This window comes from Streptomyces sp. CA-111067 (assembly GCF_050956065.1).
GTDB lineage: Bacteria > Actinomycetota > Actinomycetes > Streptomycetales > Streptomycetaceae > Actinacidiphila.
On record NZ_CP192103.1, the window covers coordinates 2,948,507 to 2,965,887 of the forward strand.

The 17,381-nt window shown below is 74.7% G+C and carries 11 protein-coding genes; 9 read left to right on the forward strand and 2 right to left on the reverse strand.

The annotated features are described in order from the left end of the window. The first annotated feature begins 156 nt into the window (after window positions 1-156). Window positions 157-2,454: a bifunctional glycosyltransferase/CDP-glycerol:glycerophosphate glycerophosphotransferase gene (locus tag ACQPW6_RS12805; RefSeq protein ID WP_433889715.1), complete on the forward strand. Its 2,298-nt coding sequence runs from the start codon at window positions 157-159 to the stop codon at window positions 2,452-2,454. 60 nt (window positions 2,455-2,514) lie between these two features. Here ACQPW6_RS12805 and ACQPW6_RS12810 read toward each other — a convergent pair whose 3' ends face one another. Further along, window positions 2,515-4,842: a bifunctional glycosyltransferase/CDP-glycerol:glycerophosphate glycerophosphotransferase gene (locus ACQPW6_RS12810; RefSeq protein WP_433889716.1), complete on the reverse strand. Its 2,328-nt coding sequence runs from the start codon at window positions 4,840-4,842 to the stop codon at window positions 2,515-2,517. A 192-nt stretch (window positions 4,843-5,034) separates the two neighbouring features. Here ACQPW6_RS12810 and ACQPW6_RS12815 point away from each other — a divergent pair, with 192 nt between their 5' ends. The 8 genes from ACQPW6_RS12815 (at window position 5,035) to rfbD (ending at window position 16,725) form a co-directional block, all read left to right on the forward strand. Further along, complete coding sequence (locus ACQPW6_RS12815; protein WP_433889717.1) at window positions 5,035-8,850, forward strand: CDP-glycerol glycerophosphotransferase family protein; 3,816 nt, start codon at window positions 5,035-5,037, stop codon at window positions 8,848-8,850. Window positions 8,851-8,979: 129 nt separating this feature from the next. Then, the gene (locus ACQPW6_RS12820; RefSeq protein WP_433889718.1) at window positions 8,980-9,375 is read left to right on the forward strand and encodes a DUF2304 domain-containing protein; all 396 of its coding nucleotides are present in this window, start codon (window positions 8,980-8,982) and stop codon (window positions 9,373-9,375) included. Then, window positions 9,372-10,325: a glycosyltransferase family 2 protein gene (locus ACQPW6_RS12825; protein ID WP_433889719.1), complete on the forward strand. Its 954-nt coding sequence runs from the start codon at window positions 9,372-9,374 to the stop codon at window positions 10,323-10,325. The genes ACQPW6_RS12820 and ACQPW6_RS12825 overlap by 4 nt, the downstream gene beginning before the upstream one ends. Further along, window positions 10,322-11,236, forward strand: coding sequence for a glycosyltransferase family 2 protein (locus ACQPW6_RS12830; RefSeq protein ID WP_433889720.1), 915 nt, complete (start codon window positions 10,322-10,324; stop codon window positions 11,234-11,236). Before ACQPW6_RS12825 ends, ACQPW6_RS12830 begins: the two co-directional genes overlap by 4 nt. Continuing rightward, window positions 11,233-13,779, forward strand: a complete 2,547-nt coding sequence (locus ACQPW6_RS12835) for a methyltransferase domain-containing protein (protein WP_433889721.1) — start codon at window positions 11,233-11,235, stop codon at window positions 13,777-13,779. The genes ACQPW6_RS12830 and ACQPW6_RS12835 overlap by 4 nt, the downstream gene beginning before the upstream one ends. 8 nt (window positions 13,780-13,787) lie before the next feature. Continuing rightward, window positions 13,788-14,855, forward strand: coding sequence for a glucose-1-phosphate thymidylyltransferase (locus ACQPW6_RS12840; protein ID WP_433889722.1), 1,068 nt, complete (start codon window positions 13,788-13,790; stop codon window positions 14,853-14,855). Continuing rightward, on the forward strand, window positions 14,852-15,862 hold the full coding sequence (rfbB, locus tag ACQPW6_RS12845; RefSeq protein WP_433889723.1) for a dTDP-glucose 4,6-dehydratase: 1,011 nt from the start codon (window positions 14,852-14,854) through the stop codon (window positions 15,860-15,862). The genes ACQPW6_RS12840 and rfbB overlap by 4 nt, the downstream gene beginning before the upstream one ends. After that, a complete protein-coding gene (gene rfbD, locus ACQPW6_RS12850; protein ID WP_433889724.1) occupies window positions 15,859-16,725 on the forward strand; it encodes a dTDP-4-dehydrorhamnose reductase in 867 nt (288 codons plus the stop codon). Before rfbB ends, rfbD begins: the two co-directional genes overlap by 4 nt. Here rfbD and rfbC read toward each other — a convergent pair. Beyond that, window positions 16,680-17,288, reverse strand: a complete 609-nt coding sequence (gene rfbC / locus ACQPW6_RS12855) for a dTDP-4-dehydrorhamnose 3,5-epimerase (protein ID WP_433894518.1) — start codon at window positions 17,286-17,288, stop codon at window positions 16,680-16,682. The two genes, rfbD and rfbC, sit on opposite strands and share 46 nt — an antisense overlap. Window positions 17,289-17,381 lie beyond the last annotated feature (93 nt).

Sequence of the window (17,381 nt, forward strand, 5' to 3'; positions counted from 1 at the left end):
CGCCGGCAGCGGCGCCACCTGCGGGGAAGCCGGCGCCGCGGGGCGTAACCCGCGGCGCGGCCAGACGTTCCAGGGGATATACGGGCACAGTTCGGAAATGCCGCGGCCGACTGCCGCCCGTACGGCCCCCGTTCCCGTGTCGAACCTGGATGTGCTGTGCCCCGCTTCAGCGTCATCGTGCCCGTGTACAAGGTGCAGGCGTATCTGCACGACTGCCTGGAATCCGTACTGGCCCAGTCCTTCGGCGACTTCGAGCTGATCGTCGTCGACGACCGCTCGCCGGACGGCTGCGGCGAGATCGCCGACGCCTTCGCGGCCGCGGACCGCCGGGTCAGCGTGCTGCACCTGCCGGAGAACGTCGGCCTCGGCCGGGCCCGCAACGCCGGTCTGGCGCAGGCCGGCGGCGACTACGTGCTGTTCCTTGACGGCGACGACACCTTCGCGCCCGGCGCGCTGCTCGCGGTGGCCGGCCGGCTCGCCGAGACCGCGGAGCCGGACGTGCTGATCTTCGACTACGACCGGACGTTCTGGAGCGGCGAGGCCAAGCGCAACCAGCTCGCCGCGCTGCTGGCCGACGACCGGCCGGCGGACGGCCGACCGGCGGACGGCGGACCGGCGGGCCGACCGGCCGTGTTCACCCTCGACCAGCGGCCGGAGCTGCTCCAACTGCTCATGGTGGCCTGGAACAAGGCCTACCGCCGCGACTTCGTGGACAAGCTGGGGCTGGCCTTCCCCGCGGGCTACTACGAGGACACCCCGTGGACGTATCCGGCGCTGATGTCGGCCGGCACGATCGCGCTGCTGGACCGGGTGTGCGTGCACTACCGGCAGCGCCGCACCGGCAGCATCCTGCGCACCACCAGCCGGCGGCACTTCGACATCTTCCGGCAGTACGACCTGGTGTTCGCGTTCCTCGACAGCCACCCGGAGCTGGAGCACTGGCGCCCGGCGCTCTTCCGCCGGATGGCGGACCACCTGACCGCGGTCTTCAACCACCCCGACCGGCTGCCGCGTTCGTCGCGGCCCGACTACTTCAGGCGCTGCCGGGAGCAGTACCGCAGGCTGCGGCCGAGGGGCGCGGGCGGGCTGCCCGGCGGGCGGCGCGGGGTGCGGTACGTGTTGGTGTCGCTGGGCGCCCGGCGGACGTTCACGGCGCTGGGCGCGGCGCACCGGCTGCGGCTGCGCGGCACCGAGCGGGCCGGGGCCGGCTACCGGGGGCTGCGGGCCGCCGCGCTGCAGGTGCACTACCGGCTCCAGCGGCGCCGCCCGCTCGACCCGGACCTGGCGGTCTTCTCCGCGTACTGGAACCGGGGTTACTCCTGCAACCCGGCGGCGATCGAGGAGCGGCTGCGGGAGCTGGCGCCGCACATGCGGACCGCCTGGGTGACCACGGACGACCACGCGCACACCCTGCCGGCCGGTGTGGCCCGGCTGGAGCCGGGCTCGGCCGGGTACTGGACGGCGCTGGCCCGCGCCTCCTACCTGGTCAGCAACGTCAACCTGCCCCGCGGGTACGTCAAACGGGCCGGCCAGGTCAACGTCCAGACCCACCACGGCACTCCGCTCAAGCACATGGGCATCGACCTGCGCGACCACCCGGCCGCCGCCCGCAACACCGACTTCGCGCGGCTGCTGACGCACGCCGACCGCTGGGACTTCAGCCTGTCGGCGAGCCGGCACTCCACCCTGGTGTGGGAGCGGGCCTACCCGGCGGCGTTCACCTCGCTGGAGTACGGGCAGCCGCGCACCGACGTCTTCCACCGGACGTCCGCGGACCAGGTGTCGGCGATCCGCGACCGGCTCGGGGTGCCGCGCACCGGCACGGTGCTGCTCTACGCGCCGACCCACCGCGACTACCGGCGCGGCTTCCGGCCGATGCTGGACCTGCTGCGGCTGGCCGGCGAACTCGGCCCGGACGTCACGCTGCTGGTGCGCACGCACTACCTCTACCCGCCGGTCGGCCATCCCGCGCACCCGCGGATCGTGGACGTGACCGGGCACCGGTCGGTGGAGGAACTGTGCCTGGCCTCCGACGGGTTGATCACCGACTACTCGTCGCTGATGTTCGACTACGCGGGCCTGGACCGGCCGATCGTGGTGCACGCCGAGGACTGGGAGACCTACCGGGCCTCTCGGGGCACGTACTTCGACATCACCACCCGGCCGCCGGGCCTGGTCGCCCGCAGCCAGGAGGAGTTGACCGACATCCTGGCCACCGGGTCCTGGTGCGGGCCGCGTTCGGCGGAGCTGCGGGCCGCGTTCCGCAAGCGGTTCTGCGCGTACGACGACGGGCACGCGGCCGAGCGGGTGGTGCGCCGGATCTTCCTGCGCGAGGACGGCGGCCTGCCCGCCGTCGTCCCGCTCGACGCGCGCCGCCCGGCCCCCGCCCCGACGCTGCTCCGCCGGGCGCCGGCCGGGCAGCAGACGGCGCCGGGGCCGGCGACGTCGCGGTAGCGGGCGGGGCCGCGGGTTCCCGCCGGGCGGCCCCTCAACCCCCGTCCCCGTCAGGCCCGTTCACGCCGACGGCAGCGCCGCCGCCTGCTCCGGGGACGGTGCGGGGGCCGGCGCCGGGCGGCGGTCGGTGAGCGGGCGGTATGGCAGCAGCCCCGGCTCGCCGAGGAAGACCCGGCGCACCACCCGCTCGGCGGCCAGCCCGTCGTCGTAGGAGCAGAACCGGGCGCGGAACGCCGTCCGCAGCTCGGCGGCCTCCGGGCCGTGCCACGCGCCGCCGGTGAACGCCTCGGCCACCCCGGCCTCGTCGTGCGCGATCACCCCGGGGGTCTCGCCGGGCCGCCCGGACAGCAGGTCGAAGTAGACGCCGCGGGCGGCCCGGTAGGCCTCCCAGTCGGCGGCGTGCACCACGATCGGCCGGTCCAGGTTGGCGTAGTCGAACATCAGCGAGGAGAAGTCGCAGAGCAACGCGTCGGAGGCCAGGGCCAGTTCCTCCACCGACGGGTGCTTGGAGACGTCCTTGACGGTGCCGGCCGCGTGCAGCGCCTCCAGCACCGGGTTGTCGCCGTAGAAGTAGTGCGCCCGCACCAGCAGGGTGTATCCGGGGCCGAGCCGCCGCGCCAGCCGCTCCAGGTCCAGCGGCAGCACGAACTCGCGCTGGTAGTCGCGGTGGGTGGGCGCGTAGAGGATCGCGGTGGTGCCGGCCGGCAGGCCGAGCCGCTCGCGGGCCCTGCGCACCTCGTCGGGCCCGGCGGTGTAGAAGACGTCGTTGCGCGGGTAGCCGCTGGGCAGGGTCTGGTAGCCGCTGGGGTAGACCCGCTCCCAGACCTCGGCGGAGTGCTGGTTGGCGGCGAGCGAGTAGTCCCACTGGTCGGCGTGGCCGAGCAGCCGGGCGAAGCTCATGCCCTTGCCGACCGCGGGCCGGGCGCGCAGGTCCATGCCCATGTGCTTGAGCGGGGTGCCGTGGTGGGTCTGGAGGTAGACCTGCTCGGGGCGCTTGGCGACGTTGCCGGTGAAGTTGGCGTTGTTCACCAGGTACTTGGCGCGGGCCAGCACGTCCCAGTAACGCCGGGAGTTGACCACCACGTGGTCGACGCCGGCCGGCACCCGCTCGCGGTCCTTCTTGTTGACCACCCACACCCCGTGCAGCTGCGGGGCGTATTCGCGCGCCTTGTAGTAGACGGCGGCCGGGTTGCAGGACACCCCGCGGTTCCAGTAGGCCGCGTAGAGCACCAGGTGGGGGTCGACGGGGCGGCGCAGCCGCAGCTGGTAGTAGCGCTGGAAGGCGCCGCGGGCCAGCGCGTGCCTGCGCGCCCTGGCCTTCTTGGCCAGGCCCCTGCGCCAGTCCTGGCTGCCGAGCAGCGCGCGGAAGCGGCCGTACGAGCCGGTGCCGGCCGCGCGCAGCCAGCGTCCCTCGCGGCCCTCGGGCTCGGTCCAGCCGGCCGGGCGGTGGCCGGTGAGCAGCCGGCCGGCCCTGCGGACGAACTCCGGCCGCGCGTCCGGGTTCAGCCGGTCCTCGCAGACGGTCATCAGCAGGGCGGCCATCTGCCCGTACAGCGCGGCCTGTTGGGCCTTCCTGGTCTTCTCGGGGACCGCGGAGGCGGCGCCGGCCAGCTCGAACAGGGCCTCGTACCGGTCGAGTACGGCCAGGTGGTGCGGGCCGCGCACGCTGTCCACGTTGCCGCTGCCCGGGCGCCGCTTGCGCCACGTCACGCACACCCGGTCCAGGCAGGCGACGCGTTCGGCGGTGAGCAGCGCGGTGTCGGCGGCGGCCAGGTCGGCGTAGGGGGCGTCGCCGAACCGGAAGCCGGCCGCCGTGCCGCCGGGTCCCGCGTCCCCGGGCCGGGCGCCGCCGCCGTCAGGCCCGCCGTTCCAGAACTCCCGCCGGAAGACCCGGTTCCACACCGCGGCCCGGCCGCCCAGGCACTGCGGCCGGTCGGCCGCGGTGAACACCTCGTCCCCCGCCGCCGCTTCGGCGAGGAAGTCGCCGAAGTCGTCGTTCTGCAGGTTGTCCCAGACGGTGAGCCGCTGGTGGCCGAACAGCAGCACGTCGGGGTCGCCGGTGCGGCCGAGCCGGGCGTCGATCGCGGCCAGCGCGCCGGGCCGCAGCAGGTCGTCGGCGTCGAGGAAGAACAGGTAGTCGCCGCCGGCCATGGCCGCCCCCGCGTCCCTGGCAGGTCCCGTGCCGCCGGTGCGCTCCAGCCTGACCGGCACCAACCGGGTGTCGGCGGCGGCGAACTCCCCGATGATCGCGCCGCACGCGTCGGGCGAGGCGTCGTCCACCGCGATCACCTCGAAGTCCCCGTAGGACTGCGCGAGCACGGACTCCAGGCAGGACCGCAGGAAGCCCTGTGCTCGGTGGACGGGGACGATGAGGCTGAAGCGGGGCATGGCCATCCTGGTACACATCGGTGGTTTCCGGCGGGGGATGACCTCTGAGCGTAATCGCCCCGGTACTCCCTGTCGAAAAAGCGGGCCGTTTCGCCCGTTCGGCTCACATACGGTGACCGCCGCGGCCGGGCGGAGTTGAGCACTCGGCATGGTCTGCCTGCCGCCGCCGTCCCGAAAGGAGCGTTGTCCGTCATGACGCCCCGTCTGACCGTCGTCGTCCCCGTCTACAACGTCGAGCAGTATCTGGAGGAGTGCCTGCGGTCGATCGCCGCGCAGACCTTTCCCGAGCTGGATGTGGTGATGGTCGACGACGGGTCGACGGACGGAGGTCCGGCCCTCGCGCAGGCGTTCGCCGACCGCGACCCGCGCTTCCGGCTGGTCAGGCAGGACAACGGCGGCCTCGGCCACGCCCGCAACACCGGCGCCCGGCACGCCGATCCGGACTCCTCCTACCTGACCTTCGTCGACAGCGACGACGTGCTGCCGCCGCGGGCCTACGAGCACCTGGTCGGGCTGCTCGACCGGTCCGGCTCGGACTTCGCCACCGGCAACGTCTACCGGCTGACCGCGCAGGGCCGCAGCCAGGCCTGGCAGCACCGCGGGATGACGAGGACGGTCTCCCGCACCCACATCACCCGCGACCTCGGGCTGCTGTCGGACCGGGTCGCGTGGAACAAGGTCTTCCGCCGCGACTTCTGGGACAAGCACCGACTCGCCTTCCCCGAGGGCGTGTTGTACGAGGACACGCCGGTGACGATCCCGGCGCACTTCCTGGCCGACGCGGTGGACGTGACCCACCACCACGTCTACTACTGGCGGATCAGGGAGGGCTCGATCACCCGGCGGCGCACCGACGTCAAGGGCGTACGGGACCGGATCGCCGCGGTGGACGGGGTGTCCCGGTTCCTCGCCGACCCGGCCAACACCCGCTGGAGCGGCCACAAGCGGGACTACGACCGCTCGGTGCTCACCGACGACCTGCTGTACTTCATCGAGGCGCTGCCGATGGCAGGACCCGAGTACCACCGGGTGTTCCTGGCCGGGGTGCAGGACTACCTCAGCCGGGTCGACCCGACGCTGTACCCGCAGCTGCCGGTCGAGCTGCGGATGCGCTGGCAGCTGATCAGGGACGGCCGGATGGACGACCTGCTGACCCTACTCGGCCACGAACGGCACGGCGGCCGTACGGTGTTCGACCTCGCCGGGCCGCCGCTGCGCAAGCGGGCGGTGGTGGCCGGGCCGGACGGCCGCCCGGTGCCGATGCCGCGGGCCGCCGCCGCGGTCGGTCCCAAGGACCTGCCGGTCACCGCCCGGCTGCGCGATGTGCGCTGGCAGGACGGCAAGTTGGTGCTCAAGGGCTACGCGTACATCCGCAACGTCGACGCGCGCAGCCGCCGTTCGTCGCTGAAGTCGGCGGTGGCGATGTCCGGCCGCCGCAAACTGCTGCTGCCGGTACGGACGGTGGCCGCGCCCGAGGTGACCGACACCGGGCAGCAGGAGCGGCACTGCTACGACTGGTCCGGGTTCGAGATCACCGTCGATCCCGACCGGCTGCGCAAGGACGGCGGTTGGAAGTCCGGCCAGTGGCGGATCGGCATCGTGGTGGCCGGCGGCTCGATCGTCCGCCCCGCCGCGATCCGCGCGGACGACGCGGGCGCCGGCTCCTCCCCCGTCCCGTACCGGCTGGACGACGACACCCGCCTGGTGCCCTGGTACAAGGACGGCCGGCTCCAGCTCTCGGTGGAACGGGTCACCCGCCGGCTGACCGGCCACTCGCCCGCCTCCGGCGCGGAGGCCGGTGCGGCCGGCCGCCCGGCGGCCGACGGCACGCGGGGCGGCGACGGCACCACCACCCCAGCCGGCAGCACCCCGACCGCCGACACGCCAGGCTCGCCGCACGGCACCACCACCCCGGCCGGCAGCACCCCGACCGCCGACACGCCAGGCTCGCCGCACGGCACCACCACCCCAGCCGGCAGCACCCCGACCGGCGACGGCGACGACCGCGCCGCCACGCCGCTCGCCGCGTCACGCAGCGCCGCAGGCGCCGTCGTGCTCGAACTCGCGCTGCGCGACCGCACGCTGCCTGACTCGCTGCGGCTGGTGCAGCAGTCCACCGGCGCCGTCTTCGACCATCCGCTGGTCGCCGCGGCCGGCGGGCGGGGGGCGGACGGCTGGATGCGGGCCACCGCCACCGTGGGGCTCGGCGAACTGGCCGGGGCGCGGCCCGCGATGGACGGCGTGCCCAAGGAGGTCGCGCCGGAGACCACCGCGAGCTGGACCGCCGAGGTGGTCTTCGCCGACGGCGGCACCGCCCGGATCGCGCTCGACCGCGAACTGCCCGCGGGACGCTACCCGTTGGCCCCCGACGAGCGGCTGGCCGGCACCCCGCGCGAACTGGCCGTCGACGCCACCGCCGCCGGCAACCTCGTGCTGCGCGACCGCATCCCGCACGCCACCGCCGACACCGTCGCCCGCACCCCGGGCGGCCGGCTGCGGATCGAGGGCGACTTCCCGTCCGACCCGGCGGTGGCGGGAGCGGACCGGCCGCGGCTGATGCTGCGGCACGGCACGTACGGCGCCGAGCGGCCCGGCGAGCTCACCGTGGACGGAGGGCGCTTCACCGCCGACATGGACGTCACCGGCCTGCCGCACGCCGGCCGGTGGTACCTGCACCTGCGGGCCGGCGGCCGGGACACCCCGGTCAGGATCGCGCTCGGCGCGATGGCCGGCCTGCCGCTGGACCTGTCGGCGGGGCCCGGCGGCGAGGCCGCCGACGCCGGCCGCCCGCTGAGCCTGGACCGCCGCTTCCACGACCACCTGTTCGTTGCCGCCGGCTCCACCGTGCCCGCCGCCGACCGCGGCCCGTACCGGCAACGGCTGCTGCGCGAGCGCCGCTACCCGGTGCTGCTGCGCAGGCCGCTCACCGACACCGTCCTGTACAGCAGCTTCGACGGCCGCGGCTGTGGCGACTCGCCGCGCGCGGTGCACGACGAACTGGTGCGGCGCGGGGTCGTGCTGAACCACCTGTGGGTGGTGCGGGACGAGACGGCGGACGTGCCGGCCACCGCCAGGTCCGTCCGGTACGGCAGCGACGCCTGGTACGAGGCGCTGGCCCGCTCCCGGCACGTGGTGACCAACACCCACCTGCCGGCCTGGTTCCAGCGGCGGTCCGGCCAGCACGTCGTGCAGACCTGGCACGGCACCCCGGTCAAGCGGATCGGCCTGGACCTGGCCGGCACGCTGTGCGCCGACCTCACCCACATGTGGCCGCAGCCGAGGCGCGGCGCGCAGTGGAGCGTTCTGCTGTCGCCGAACGCGCAGAGCACCGCGGCGCTGCGCCGCGCCCTGCACTTCGACGGCGAGACCGCCGAGACCGGGCTGCCGCGCACCGACCTGCTGTGCGGCGAGGACCGCGACAAGATCGCCGAGGAGGTACGGGCCAGGCTCGGCATCCCGGCCGGGCGGACCGTCGCGCTGTACGTGCCGACCGTGCGCGACGACCAGGCGTACGACGCCGAGCACCACCGCCTGCACCTGCCCGTCGACCTGGCCGCGCTGGAGACGGCGCTGGGCGGCACCCACGTCCTGCTGGTGCGGGCGCACCCGCTGGTCGCCGACACCGTGCCGGCCGGCGGCTTCGTGCGTGACGTGTCGGGCCACCCCGACCTGGCCGAGTTGCTGCTCGCCGCCGACGTGCTGGTCACCGACTACTCCTCGGTGCTGGTGGACTACGCGGTCACCGGCCGCCCGATCCTGCTGCACACCCCTGACCTGGCCCACTACCGCGACACGCTGCGCGGCTTCGCCTTCGACTACGAGGCGCAGGCGCCGGGACCGCTGCTGCACGGCACGGACGAGCTGATCGAGGCGCTGCGCGACCCGGCCGCGGCCGCCGCGCCCCGGGCCGCGGCCTACGACGCCTTCCGCGCGGCCTTCTGCCATCTGGACGACGGAGGGGCCGCCGCCCGCGTGGCGGACCTGCTGCTGCGCGGCCCCCGCGTGTGATGGCAGCAGCGGTTCCGGGCGGCGCGCTCACCCGGCGCCGCAGGACCGGCACCACACGCAGGGTCCGCGGCACCCGGGGCGTCCCGCGTCCCGGGCGCCGCGGGACGTCAGGAAAGGGTCTGCATCGCCGTGCACTTGACCGTGGTCACCTCGCTCACCGCGCTCGCCCTGCTGGGCTGCATCCTGGAGCTGCTGCGGCGCCACCAGCTCAAGGAGAAGTACGCGGCGCTGTGGCTGGCGGTGGGTTCCGCGGTGGTGCCGCTCGGTCTCTTCCCGCAGATGCTGGACTCGGTGGCAGGGCGGATCGGCATCGCCTCGGGAGTCAGCCTGGTGCTGTTCGCGGGCATCGTGCTGCTGCTCGTGGTCTGCATCCACCTGAGCTGGGAGTCCAGCCGGCTGGAGGAGGAGACCCGCACCCTGGCGGAGGAGATCGCGCTGATCAGGGCGGCGATGGAGGAGCAGGCGCAGAGCGCCCCGGACGCGGGCAGGCAGCCGGTGGTCACGACGAGCGGCGGCCCGCGGTGAGCGCCGCCGACCGCCCCGCGGAACTCGGGCCGCCCGGCGGCCCGCCCGGCTCTCCCGGCCCTCCCGCGCTTCCCGTCACGGGCACCCCCGCCGACCTGGGCGCCGAGCCGCCGCCGCTGCGCACCGATCTGGGCATCGGCCTGAGCACCAGCCTGAACGCCAGCCTCAGCAAGAGCCTGGACAAGCGCCCGCGTCCGGCCGCGGGCGTCGGCAGCCGCCGGGTGCTCGTCATCCTGCCGGCCTGGAACGAGGCGGACGGCCTGGCCGCCGTCCTGTCCGAGGTGCGGGCGGTGCTGCCGGGCGCGGACCTGCTGGTGGTCGACGACGGCTCCACCGACCGCACGGCGGCCACCGCCAAGACGGCCGGCGCCCTGGTCGCCCGGCTGCCGTACAACCTGGGCGTCGGCGGGGCGATGCGGACCGGCTTCCGCTACGCGCTCGACCACGGTTACGACGCGGCCGTCCAGGTGGACGCCGACGGGCAGCACGACCCCCGGTACGTTCCGGCGATGCTGGACGCCCTGGACGGCGCCGACCTGGTGGTGGGCGCGCGGTTCGCCGGCGAGGGCGAGTACCTGGTCCGCGGGCCGCGCCGCTGGTCGATGCGGCTGCTGTCGATGGTGCTGAGCCCGATGGCGGGCACCCGGCTGACCGACACGACCTCCGGTTTCCGGGCCTGCGACCGGGAGCTGATCGCGTTCTTCGCCCGCTGGTACCCGGCGGAGTACCTGGGCGACACGGTGGAGAGCATGGTCGGCGCGCTGCGCCGCGGCTACCGGGTGCGGCAGGTGCCGGTGGCGATGCGCCCCCGCACCACCGGCATGCCGAGCCAGTCGTCGCTGCGCGCGATGGTGTACCTGGCCCGCACCGCGCTGGTGCTGCTGCTGGCCCTGACCCGCCGGGTGCCGGCGCCGCCGAGGTCCGAGGTGCTGGCGGGAGTGCCGCGGTGAGCGCCCGGTTCGACGTGATGATGCCGTACTACGGCGACGTGCCGCTGATGAAGGCGGCGGTCGCCAGCGTCCGCGCGCAGGACGGCGACGACTGGCGGCTGACCGTCGTCGACGACGGCCGCGAGACCGGCGTGCCCGAGTGGTTCGCGGCGCTCGGCGACCCGCGGGTGCGGTACCTGCGCAACCCGCGCAACCTCGGCGTCACCGGGAACTTCAACCGCTGCGTGGAGCTGGCCGAAGCCCCGTACACCGTCCTGATGGGCAGCGACGACCTGATGCTGCCCGGCTACCTGCGCACCGTGCGGCGGGCGCTGGCCCGGGCGCCGCGGGCCACGATGGTGCAGCCCGGGGTGCAGGTCATCGACGGCTCGGGACGGCCCACCGGGACGCTGGTGGACGCGGCCAAGAAACGGGTCTACGCGCCGAGCCCGAACGCGGCGCTGCTGCACGGCGAGGACCTGGCGGTCAGCCTGCTGCGCGGCAACTGGCTGTACTTCCCCTCCCTGTGCTGGCGCACCGACGACCTGCGCCGGCATCCGTTCCGCGCCGACCTGGGCGTGATCCAGGACCTGGCCGTCGTGCTCGAACTGCTGCTGGCGGGCGGCACGCTGGCCACCGAGCCCGAGGTGTGCTTCCAGTACCGCAGGCACGCGGTCAGCGAGTCGTCGGCGCAGGCGCTTTCGGGGGCCCGTTTCGACGAGGCCCGCCGCTTCTTCCTGGACGCCGCCGCCCGGCTGGCCGCCCACGGCTGGCCGCGCGCGGCCCGCGCCGCCCGGCACCACTGGTCGTCCCGGCTGCACGCCCTGACCCTGCTCCCCACCGCCGCCGCCCACGCCCGCCCGCTGCGCCCGGCCGCGGCGTCACTGCTGCGGCACGCGTTCGCCCCGCGCCGGGTCCCGGAGGGCGGGTGAGCGGGCAGCGCTACATGCCGCGCGGGACGGGCCTGGTCGGCGTCGGCATGGTGGTGAACGCGGGCGCCGCCTACGGTCACCTGGCGGCGGCGGGCCGCAGCCTCAGCACGGTCGGGATGTCCGGCCTCTCGCTGCTGTGGACGATCGCGTTCTCCGCCGGGATCGGCCTGTTCTTCCCGCTGGAGCAGGAACTGACCCGCGCGGTGGCGGCCCGCGTGGCCACCGGCGAGCCCACGTCCCCTCTGCTGCGCCGCGGCTTGGCGGTGGCCGCCGCCCTGCTGGCGGCCGCGCTGGCCCTGATCGCCCTGGCCCACACCCCCCTCGCCCGCTCCGCCTTCAACAACGACCCCGCCCTCGTCTGGGCCCTCGCCGGCGCCCTGACCGCCCTGGCCGCCACCCACGCCACCCGCGGCCTCCTGGCCGGCCACGGCCTCTTCCCCGCCTACGCCACCCAACTCACCCTGGACGGCCTCCTCCGCCTGACCCTGTCAGCCGCCCTCCTAGTGACCGGCTCCCATTCCCCCACGGCCTTCGCCCTGATCCTGACAGCGGCCCCCCTGACCGCCACGCTGGCGGTCCTCCCCCAGGCCCTGCGCGCCACCGCCCGTGAGCCACGGGCGAAGAGCGCGCTACCGGCCGGGGCCGCCAATCCCCCCCAGCGAGGGTCGGCCGCCGACGATGCCGGACCCCCACCCACCCTGGGCGCCGATCACCCCCCAGCGGCCGTGAGCCGCCACTCGGCCTGGGAAGGGACGGGCCGGGGTGCCCCCGCAGGATTTCCGACAGACCGGGGTGCAGCCGACGACGAAACCCGCGCGGAGGAAATCCGAGGAGGTGCCACGGACCGGCACCGACCCCACTCACCAGAAGACCAGCACCCAAGGACGCACCCGCACGGGCGGGGCGGTGGGAAAAACGGCAGGCCCGGCGCCGAGCCGGAAAACGAACGGATCCGCCCACCGGGCCGGCGGGATAGGCCGGAAGGCCCCACCCCCCACCCCCGCCCGCCAGGGCGAGACGAGATCCGCCGCGGGCTGACCCCCCTGATCTGCGGGGCGCTGCTCGCGCAGGCCCTCGCCAACGCCCCCGTGCTGGGCGCCAAAGCCCTGACCCCGCACGACGCCGCCCTGATCACCGCCCTGCTGTGCGCCCTCACCCTCGTCCGCATCCCGCAGTTCCTCGTCGGCGCCCTGCAAGCCGCGCTGCTGCGCGATCTCGCCGACCGCGCCGCCCGCGGCGACCGCGCGGGCCTGGCCCGGGGCATCGGCTCCAGCGCCGGGGGCCTGCTGACGCTCGGCGTGCTGTGCACCGTGCCCGCCGCCCTCGCCGGCCCGACCGTCACCGAGCGGCTGCTCGCCGCCCCGCCGGTGCTCGGCCACGCCGACTTCGCGCTGCTGGGCCTCGGCACCACCGGCTACCTGCTGGCGTATCTGCTCGGCAACGGCACGCTGGCCACCGGCGGCCAGCGCCGGCAACTCCTGGCCTGGGCGGTGGGCACGGCCGTCACCGCCGGGGTGATGCTGCTGCCGGGCCCGGCCAGGCTGCGGGTGGAGTACGCGTACGCGGCGGGCTCCTGGACGGCGGCGGCGCTGCTGGCGACGAGGCTGGCGTACACGCTGCGCCGCGCGCCCGGAGCGGAAAGCAGGGACGCCGGGGCCGCCACGACGGCGGCAGGCCGGAACCCCGCCGCGACCCCCGGGAACGACACCGCGGCGCCAGGCGGGAACCGTGCCAGGCTCCCCGGGAACGCCACCGCGGTAGCGGGCCGGAACCACGCCGGGACCCCCGGCGACGCCCCTGCGGAAGCAGACCCGCACCCCGACGCGCCCGCCGCCGAAACCAGGGGCGCCGACAGCGCCGGCGCCGCGACGAATCCGACCCCCCGCCCCACGAAAGGCGACGTCTCGATGCCCGACGACACCACCTCCGCCGGCTACACCGCGCGGCTGCTCGCCCCGGGCGGCTCCACGCTGCGCCGGATGCTGCCCACCCAGGCGCCCTACCGGTGGAACCTGCGCCGGCTGCGGCTCGGCCGGGTGCTCGATGTCGGCTGCGGGGTGGGCCGCAACCTGCGCAACTGCGAACCGGGCAGCGTCGGTGTGGACCACAACGCGCACTCGGTGGCCGCCGCGCGGGATCTCGGGCTGACCGCGTACACCCCCGACGAGCTCGGCGGGGCGGCCGGCTGCGCGCCGGGCTCGTTCGACAGCCTGCTGTGCGCGCACGTCCTGGAGCACCTGGACGAGGACACCGGCGCCGGGCTGCTGGCGACCTACCTGCCGTATCTGCGCCCAGGCGGCCGGGCGGTGTTCATCACCCCGCAGGAGGCGGGCTTCCGCAGCGACGCCACCCACGTCCGTTTCGTCGGCTTCGCCGAACTCGCCGCGCAGGCCCGGGCGGCCGGTCTGACGGTGCGCCGTACGTACTCCTTCCCGCTGCCCCGCGCCGCGGGAAAGCTGTTCCGCTACAACGAGTTCGTCGTGGTGACGACCGCACCGGCCGCGCACCCGGCGGAGATGGCCTCGGCCACAGAGGAGCTCTGAACGACAGCGTGAAAGCCCTCGTCCTCGCCGGCGGCTCCGGCACCCGGCTGCGCCCGATCACCCACACCTCGGCGAAGCAACTCGTCCCGGTGGCCAACAAACCCGTGCTGTTCTTCGGCCTGGAGGCCATCGCCGAGTGCGGCATCCAGGACGTCGGGATCATCGTCGGCGAGACCGCCGCCGAGATCATGGCGGCGGTCGGCGACGGCTCCGCGCACGGCCTGCGGGTGACGTACATCCAGCAGGAGCAGCCACTCGGCCTCGCCCACGCGGTGCTGATCGCCCGGGACTTCCTCGGCGACGACGACTTCGTGATGTACCTCGGCGACAACTTCATCGTCGGCGGCATCGGCGGCCAGGTCGCGGACTTCACCGCCAGCCGGCCGGCCGCGCAGATCCTGCTCACCCACGTACCGAACCCGTGCGACTTCGGGGTGGCCGAACTGGACGAGGCGGGGCGGGTGATCGCCCTTGAGGAGAAGCCGGCCAAGCCCAAGAGCGACTTCGCGCTGGTCGGCGTCTACCTCTTCAGCGCCGCCGTGCACGAGGCGGTGCGGGCCGTCCAGCCGTCCTGGCGCGGCGAGTTGGAGATCACCGACGCGATCCAGTGGCTGATCGACCAGGGCCAGGACGTCCGGTCCACGGTGATCGACGGCTACTGGAAGGACACCGGCAACGTCACCGACATGCTGGAGGTGAACCGCTCGGTGCTGGAGACCGTCGAGCCGGTGGTGCTCGGCGAGGTCGACACCGACAGCGAACTGGTCGGCCGGGTCAGCGTCGGCGAGGGCGCCCGGATCAGCGGCTCCCGGATCGTCGGCCCGGTGATGATCGGCGACGGCACCGAGGTGACCGGCAGCTACGTCGGCCCGTCCACCTCGATCGGCGACGACTGCGTGATCCGGGACAGCGAGATCGAGTTCTCCATCGTGCTGCCGCACTCCTCCATCCTGGGCGTCCGCCGGATCGAGGCGTCCCTGATCGGCCGCCGCGTCGAGGTGACCCCCTGCCTCCGGGTGCCCGCCACCCACCGACTCGTACTCGGCGACCACAGCAAGGTGCAGATCTCGTCGTGACCACTCGCATCCTGGTAACCGGCGGTGCCGGTTTCATCGGCTCGCACTACGTGCGCACGCTGCTCGAAGACAGCCCCCAGGCCCCGGCGCGGCCGGTCGAGTTGACGGTGCTCGACGCCCTCACCTACGCGGGCGACCCGAGCAACCTCGACCCGGTGCGCGACGATCCGCGGTTCAGCTTCGTGCACGGGGACATCAGGGACGCCGCCGCGGTGGACCGGCTGCTGGCCGGGCGGCCGCACGACCAGATCGTGCACTTCGCGGCCGAGACGCATGTGGACCGCTCGATCACCGGCGCCGCCGACTTCGTCACCACCAACGTGGTCGGCACGCAGGTGCTGCTGGACGCGGCGCTTCGGCACGGCGTCGGCACCTTCGTGCATATCTCCACCGACGAGGTGTACGGCTCGATCCCGCTGGGGTCCTGGCCGGAGACCGACCCGCTCGACCCCAACTCGCCCTATTCGGCGGCGAAGGCGTCAAGTGACCTGCTGGCGCTGGCCTACCACCGCACGCACGGCCTCGACGTGCGGATCACCCGCTGCTCCAACAACTACGGCCCGCGGCAGTTCCCGGAGAAGCTGGTGCCGCTGTTCGTCACCAACCTGCTCGACGGGCTGCATGTGCCGCTGTACGGCGACGGGCACCAGGTACGGGACTGGCTGCACGTGTCGGACCATGTGCGGGGTGTGGAGCTGGTGCGGCGCGGCGGGCGGCCCGGCGAGGTCTACAACATCGGCGGCGGCACGGAGTTGACCAACCGCGAGCTGACCGGGCTGCTGCTGGAGGCGTGCGGCGCGGGCTGGGACATGGTGGACCACGTGGCCGACCGCAAGGGCCACGACCAGCGGTACTCGGTGGACTGGGGCAAGATCCGCGACGAGCTGGGCTACACCCCGGTCAGCGACTTCGGGGCCGGCCTGGCCGGCACGGTGGCCTGGTACCGGGACCACCGCGAGTGGTGGGAACCGCTGAAGTCCCGTGCCGGGCTGGTGGTTCCGCGATGACGTGGCTGGTCACCGGGGCCGCCGGGATACTGGCCCACGATGTGCTGCTGCGGCTCGCCGAGGCCGGCGAGCCGGCCGTCGGGGTGGACCGGCGGGCGCTCGACATCACCGACGCCGACGCCGTTCAGGCGGTGATGTCCGACCACCGCCCGTCGGTGGTGGTCAACTGCGCCGCGTGGAACGCCGTTGACGACGCCGAGACCGCCGAGGGATCGGCCGCCGCGCTGCGGGTCAACGGCGACGGGCCGCGCCATCTGGCCGCGGCCTGCGCGAAGTCCGGCGCCCGGCTGCTGCACGTCTCCACCGACTACGTGTTCGGCGGCGACGCCACCGTCCCGTACGCCGAGTCCGCCGATCCGGCGCCGCGCACCGCGTACGGCCGCAGCAAGCTGGCCGGCGAGCAGGCGGTGCTGGACCTGCTGCCGTCGGACGGCTTCGTGGTGCGCACCGGGTGGCTGTACGGGGCCGGCGGCCCGAACTTCGTCGCGACGATGATCAGGCTGGAGGGCGAGCGCGACACCGTGGACGTGGTGGACGACCAGCACGGGCAGCCCACCTGGACCGCCGACCTGGCCGACCGGCTGGTCGGGCTGGGCGCGGGACGGCCGCCGGCCGGGGTCTACCACGGCACCAGCGGCGGTATGGCGACCTGGTTCGAGCTGGCCCGCGAGGTGTTCGCGCTGCTCGGCGCGGACCCGGAGCGGGTACGGCCGGTGGACAGCGCGGCGATGCGCCGGCCCGCGCCCCGGCCGGCGTACAGCGTGCTCGGGCACGACGGCTGGGCGCGGGCCGGGCTGCCGCCGATCAGGGACTGGCGTCAGGCGCTGGCCGCGGCCTTCCCCGCGCTGCGCAGCCGCTCGTAGTAGGCGGCGCACTCGCGGTGGTCGGGCAGCAGCCCGGCGCGCTCGGCCTCGGCGAGGGTGGGGGCGGCGGCGTCCTTGGGCGAGAGCAGCGGCGGGCAGTCGGCGGGCCAGCCGATGCCGAGCGCCGGGTCGAGCGGGTGGATGCCGTGCTCGCGGTCCGGGGCGTAGCCCTGCGAGCACAGGTAGACCACGGTGGCGTCGTCGGTCAGCGCGAGGAAGGCGTGGCCGAGCCCTTCGGCGAGGTAGACCGCCCGGTGGTCGCGGTCGTCCAGGGCCACCGCCTCGTGCCGGCCGAACGTGGGCGAGCCGGTGCGCAGGTCCACCACCACGTCCATCACGGCGCCGCGCACGCAGGTGACGTACTTCGCCTGGCCGGGCGGCACGTCGGCGTAGTGCACCCCGCGCAGGGTGCCGCGCCGGGACACCGAGCAGTTGGCCTGCGCGAGGTCCAGGCCCTGGCCGGTGACGTCGCGGAAGCCGCCGGCGGCGAACCACTCGTGGAAGCTGCCCCGGTCGTCGGGGAAGACCCGGGGTTCGTGGACCCAGGCACCGGCGATGCTCATCTCGCGCACTAGTGGCTCCCTCTGGGGGGTGGGGGGTGCCCGTCGTGGTGGCCGGGCGGCCCGCGGTGGTGGACGGCGGGCCGCCCGTGGACC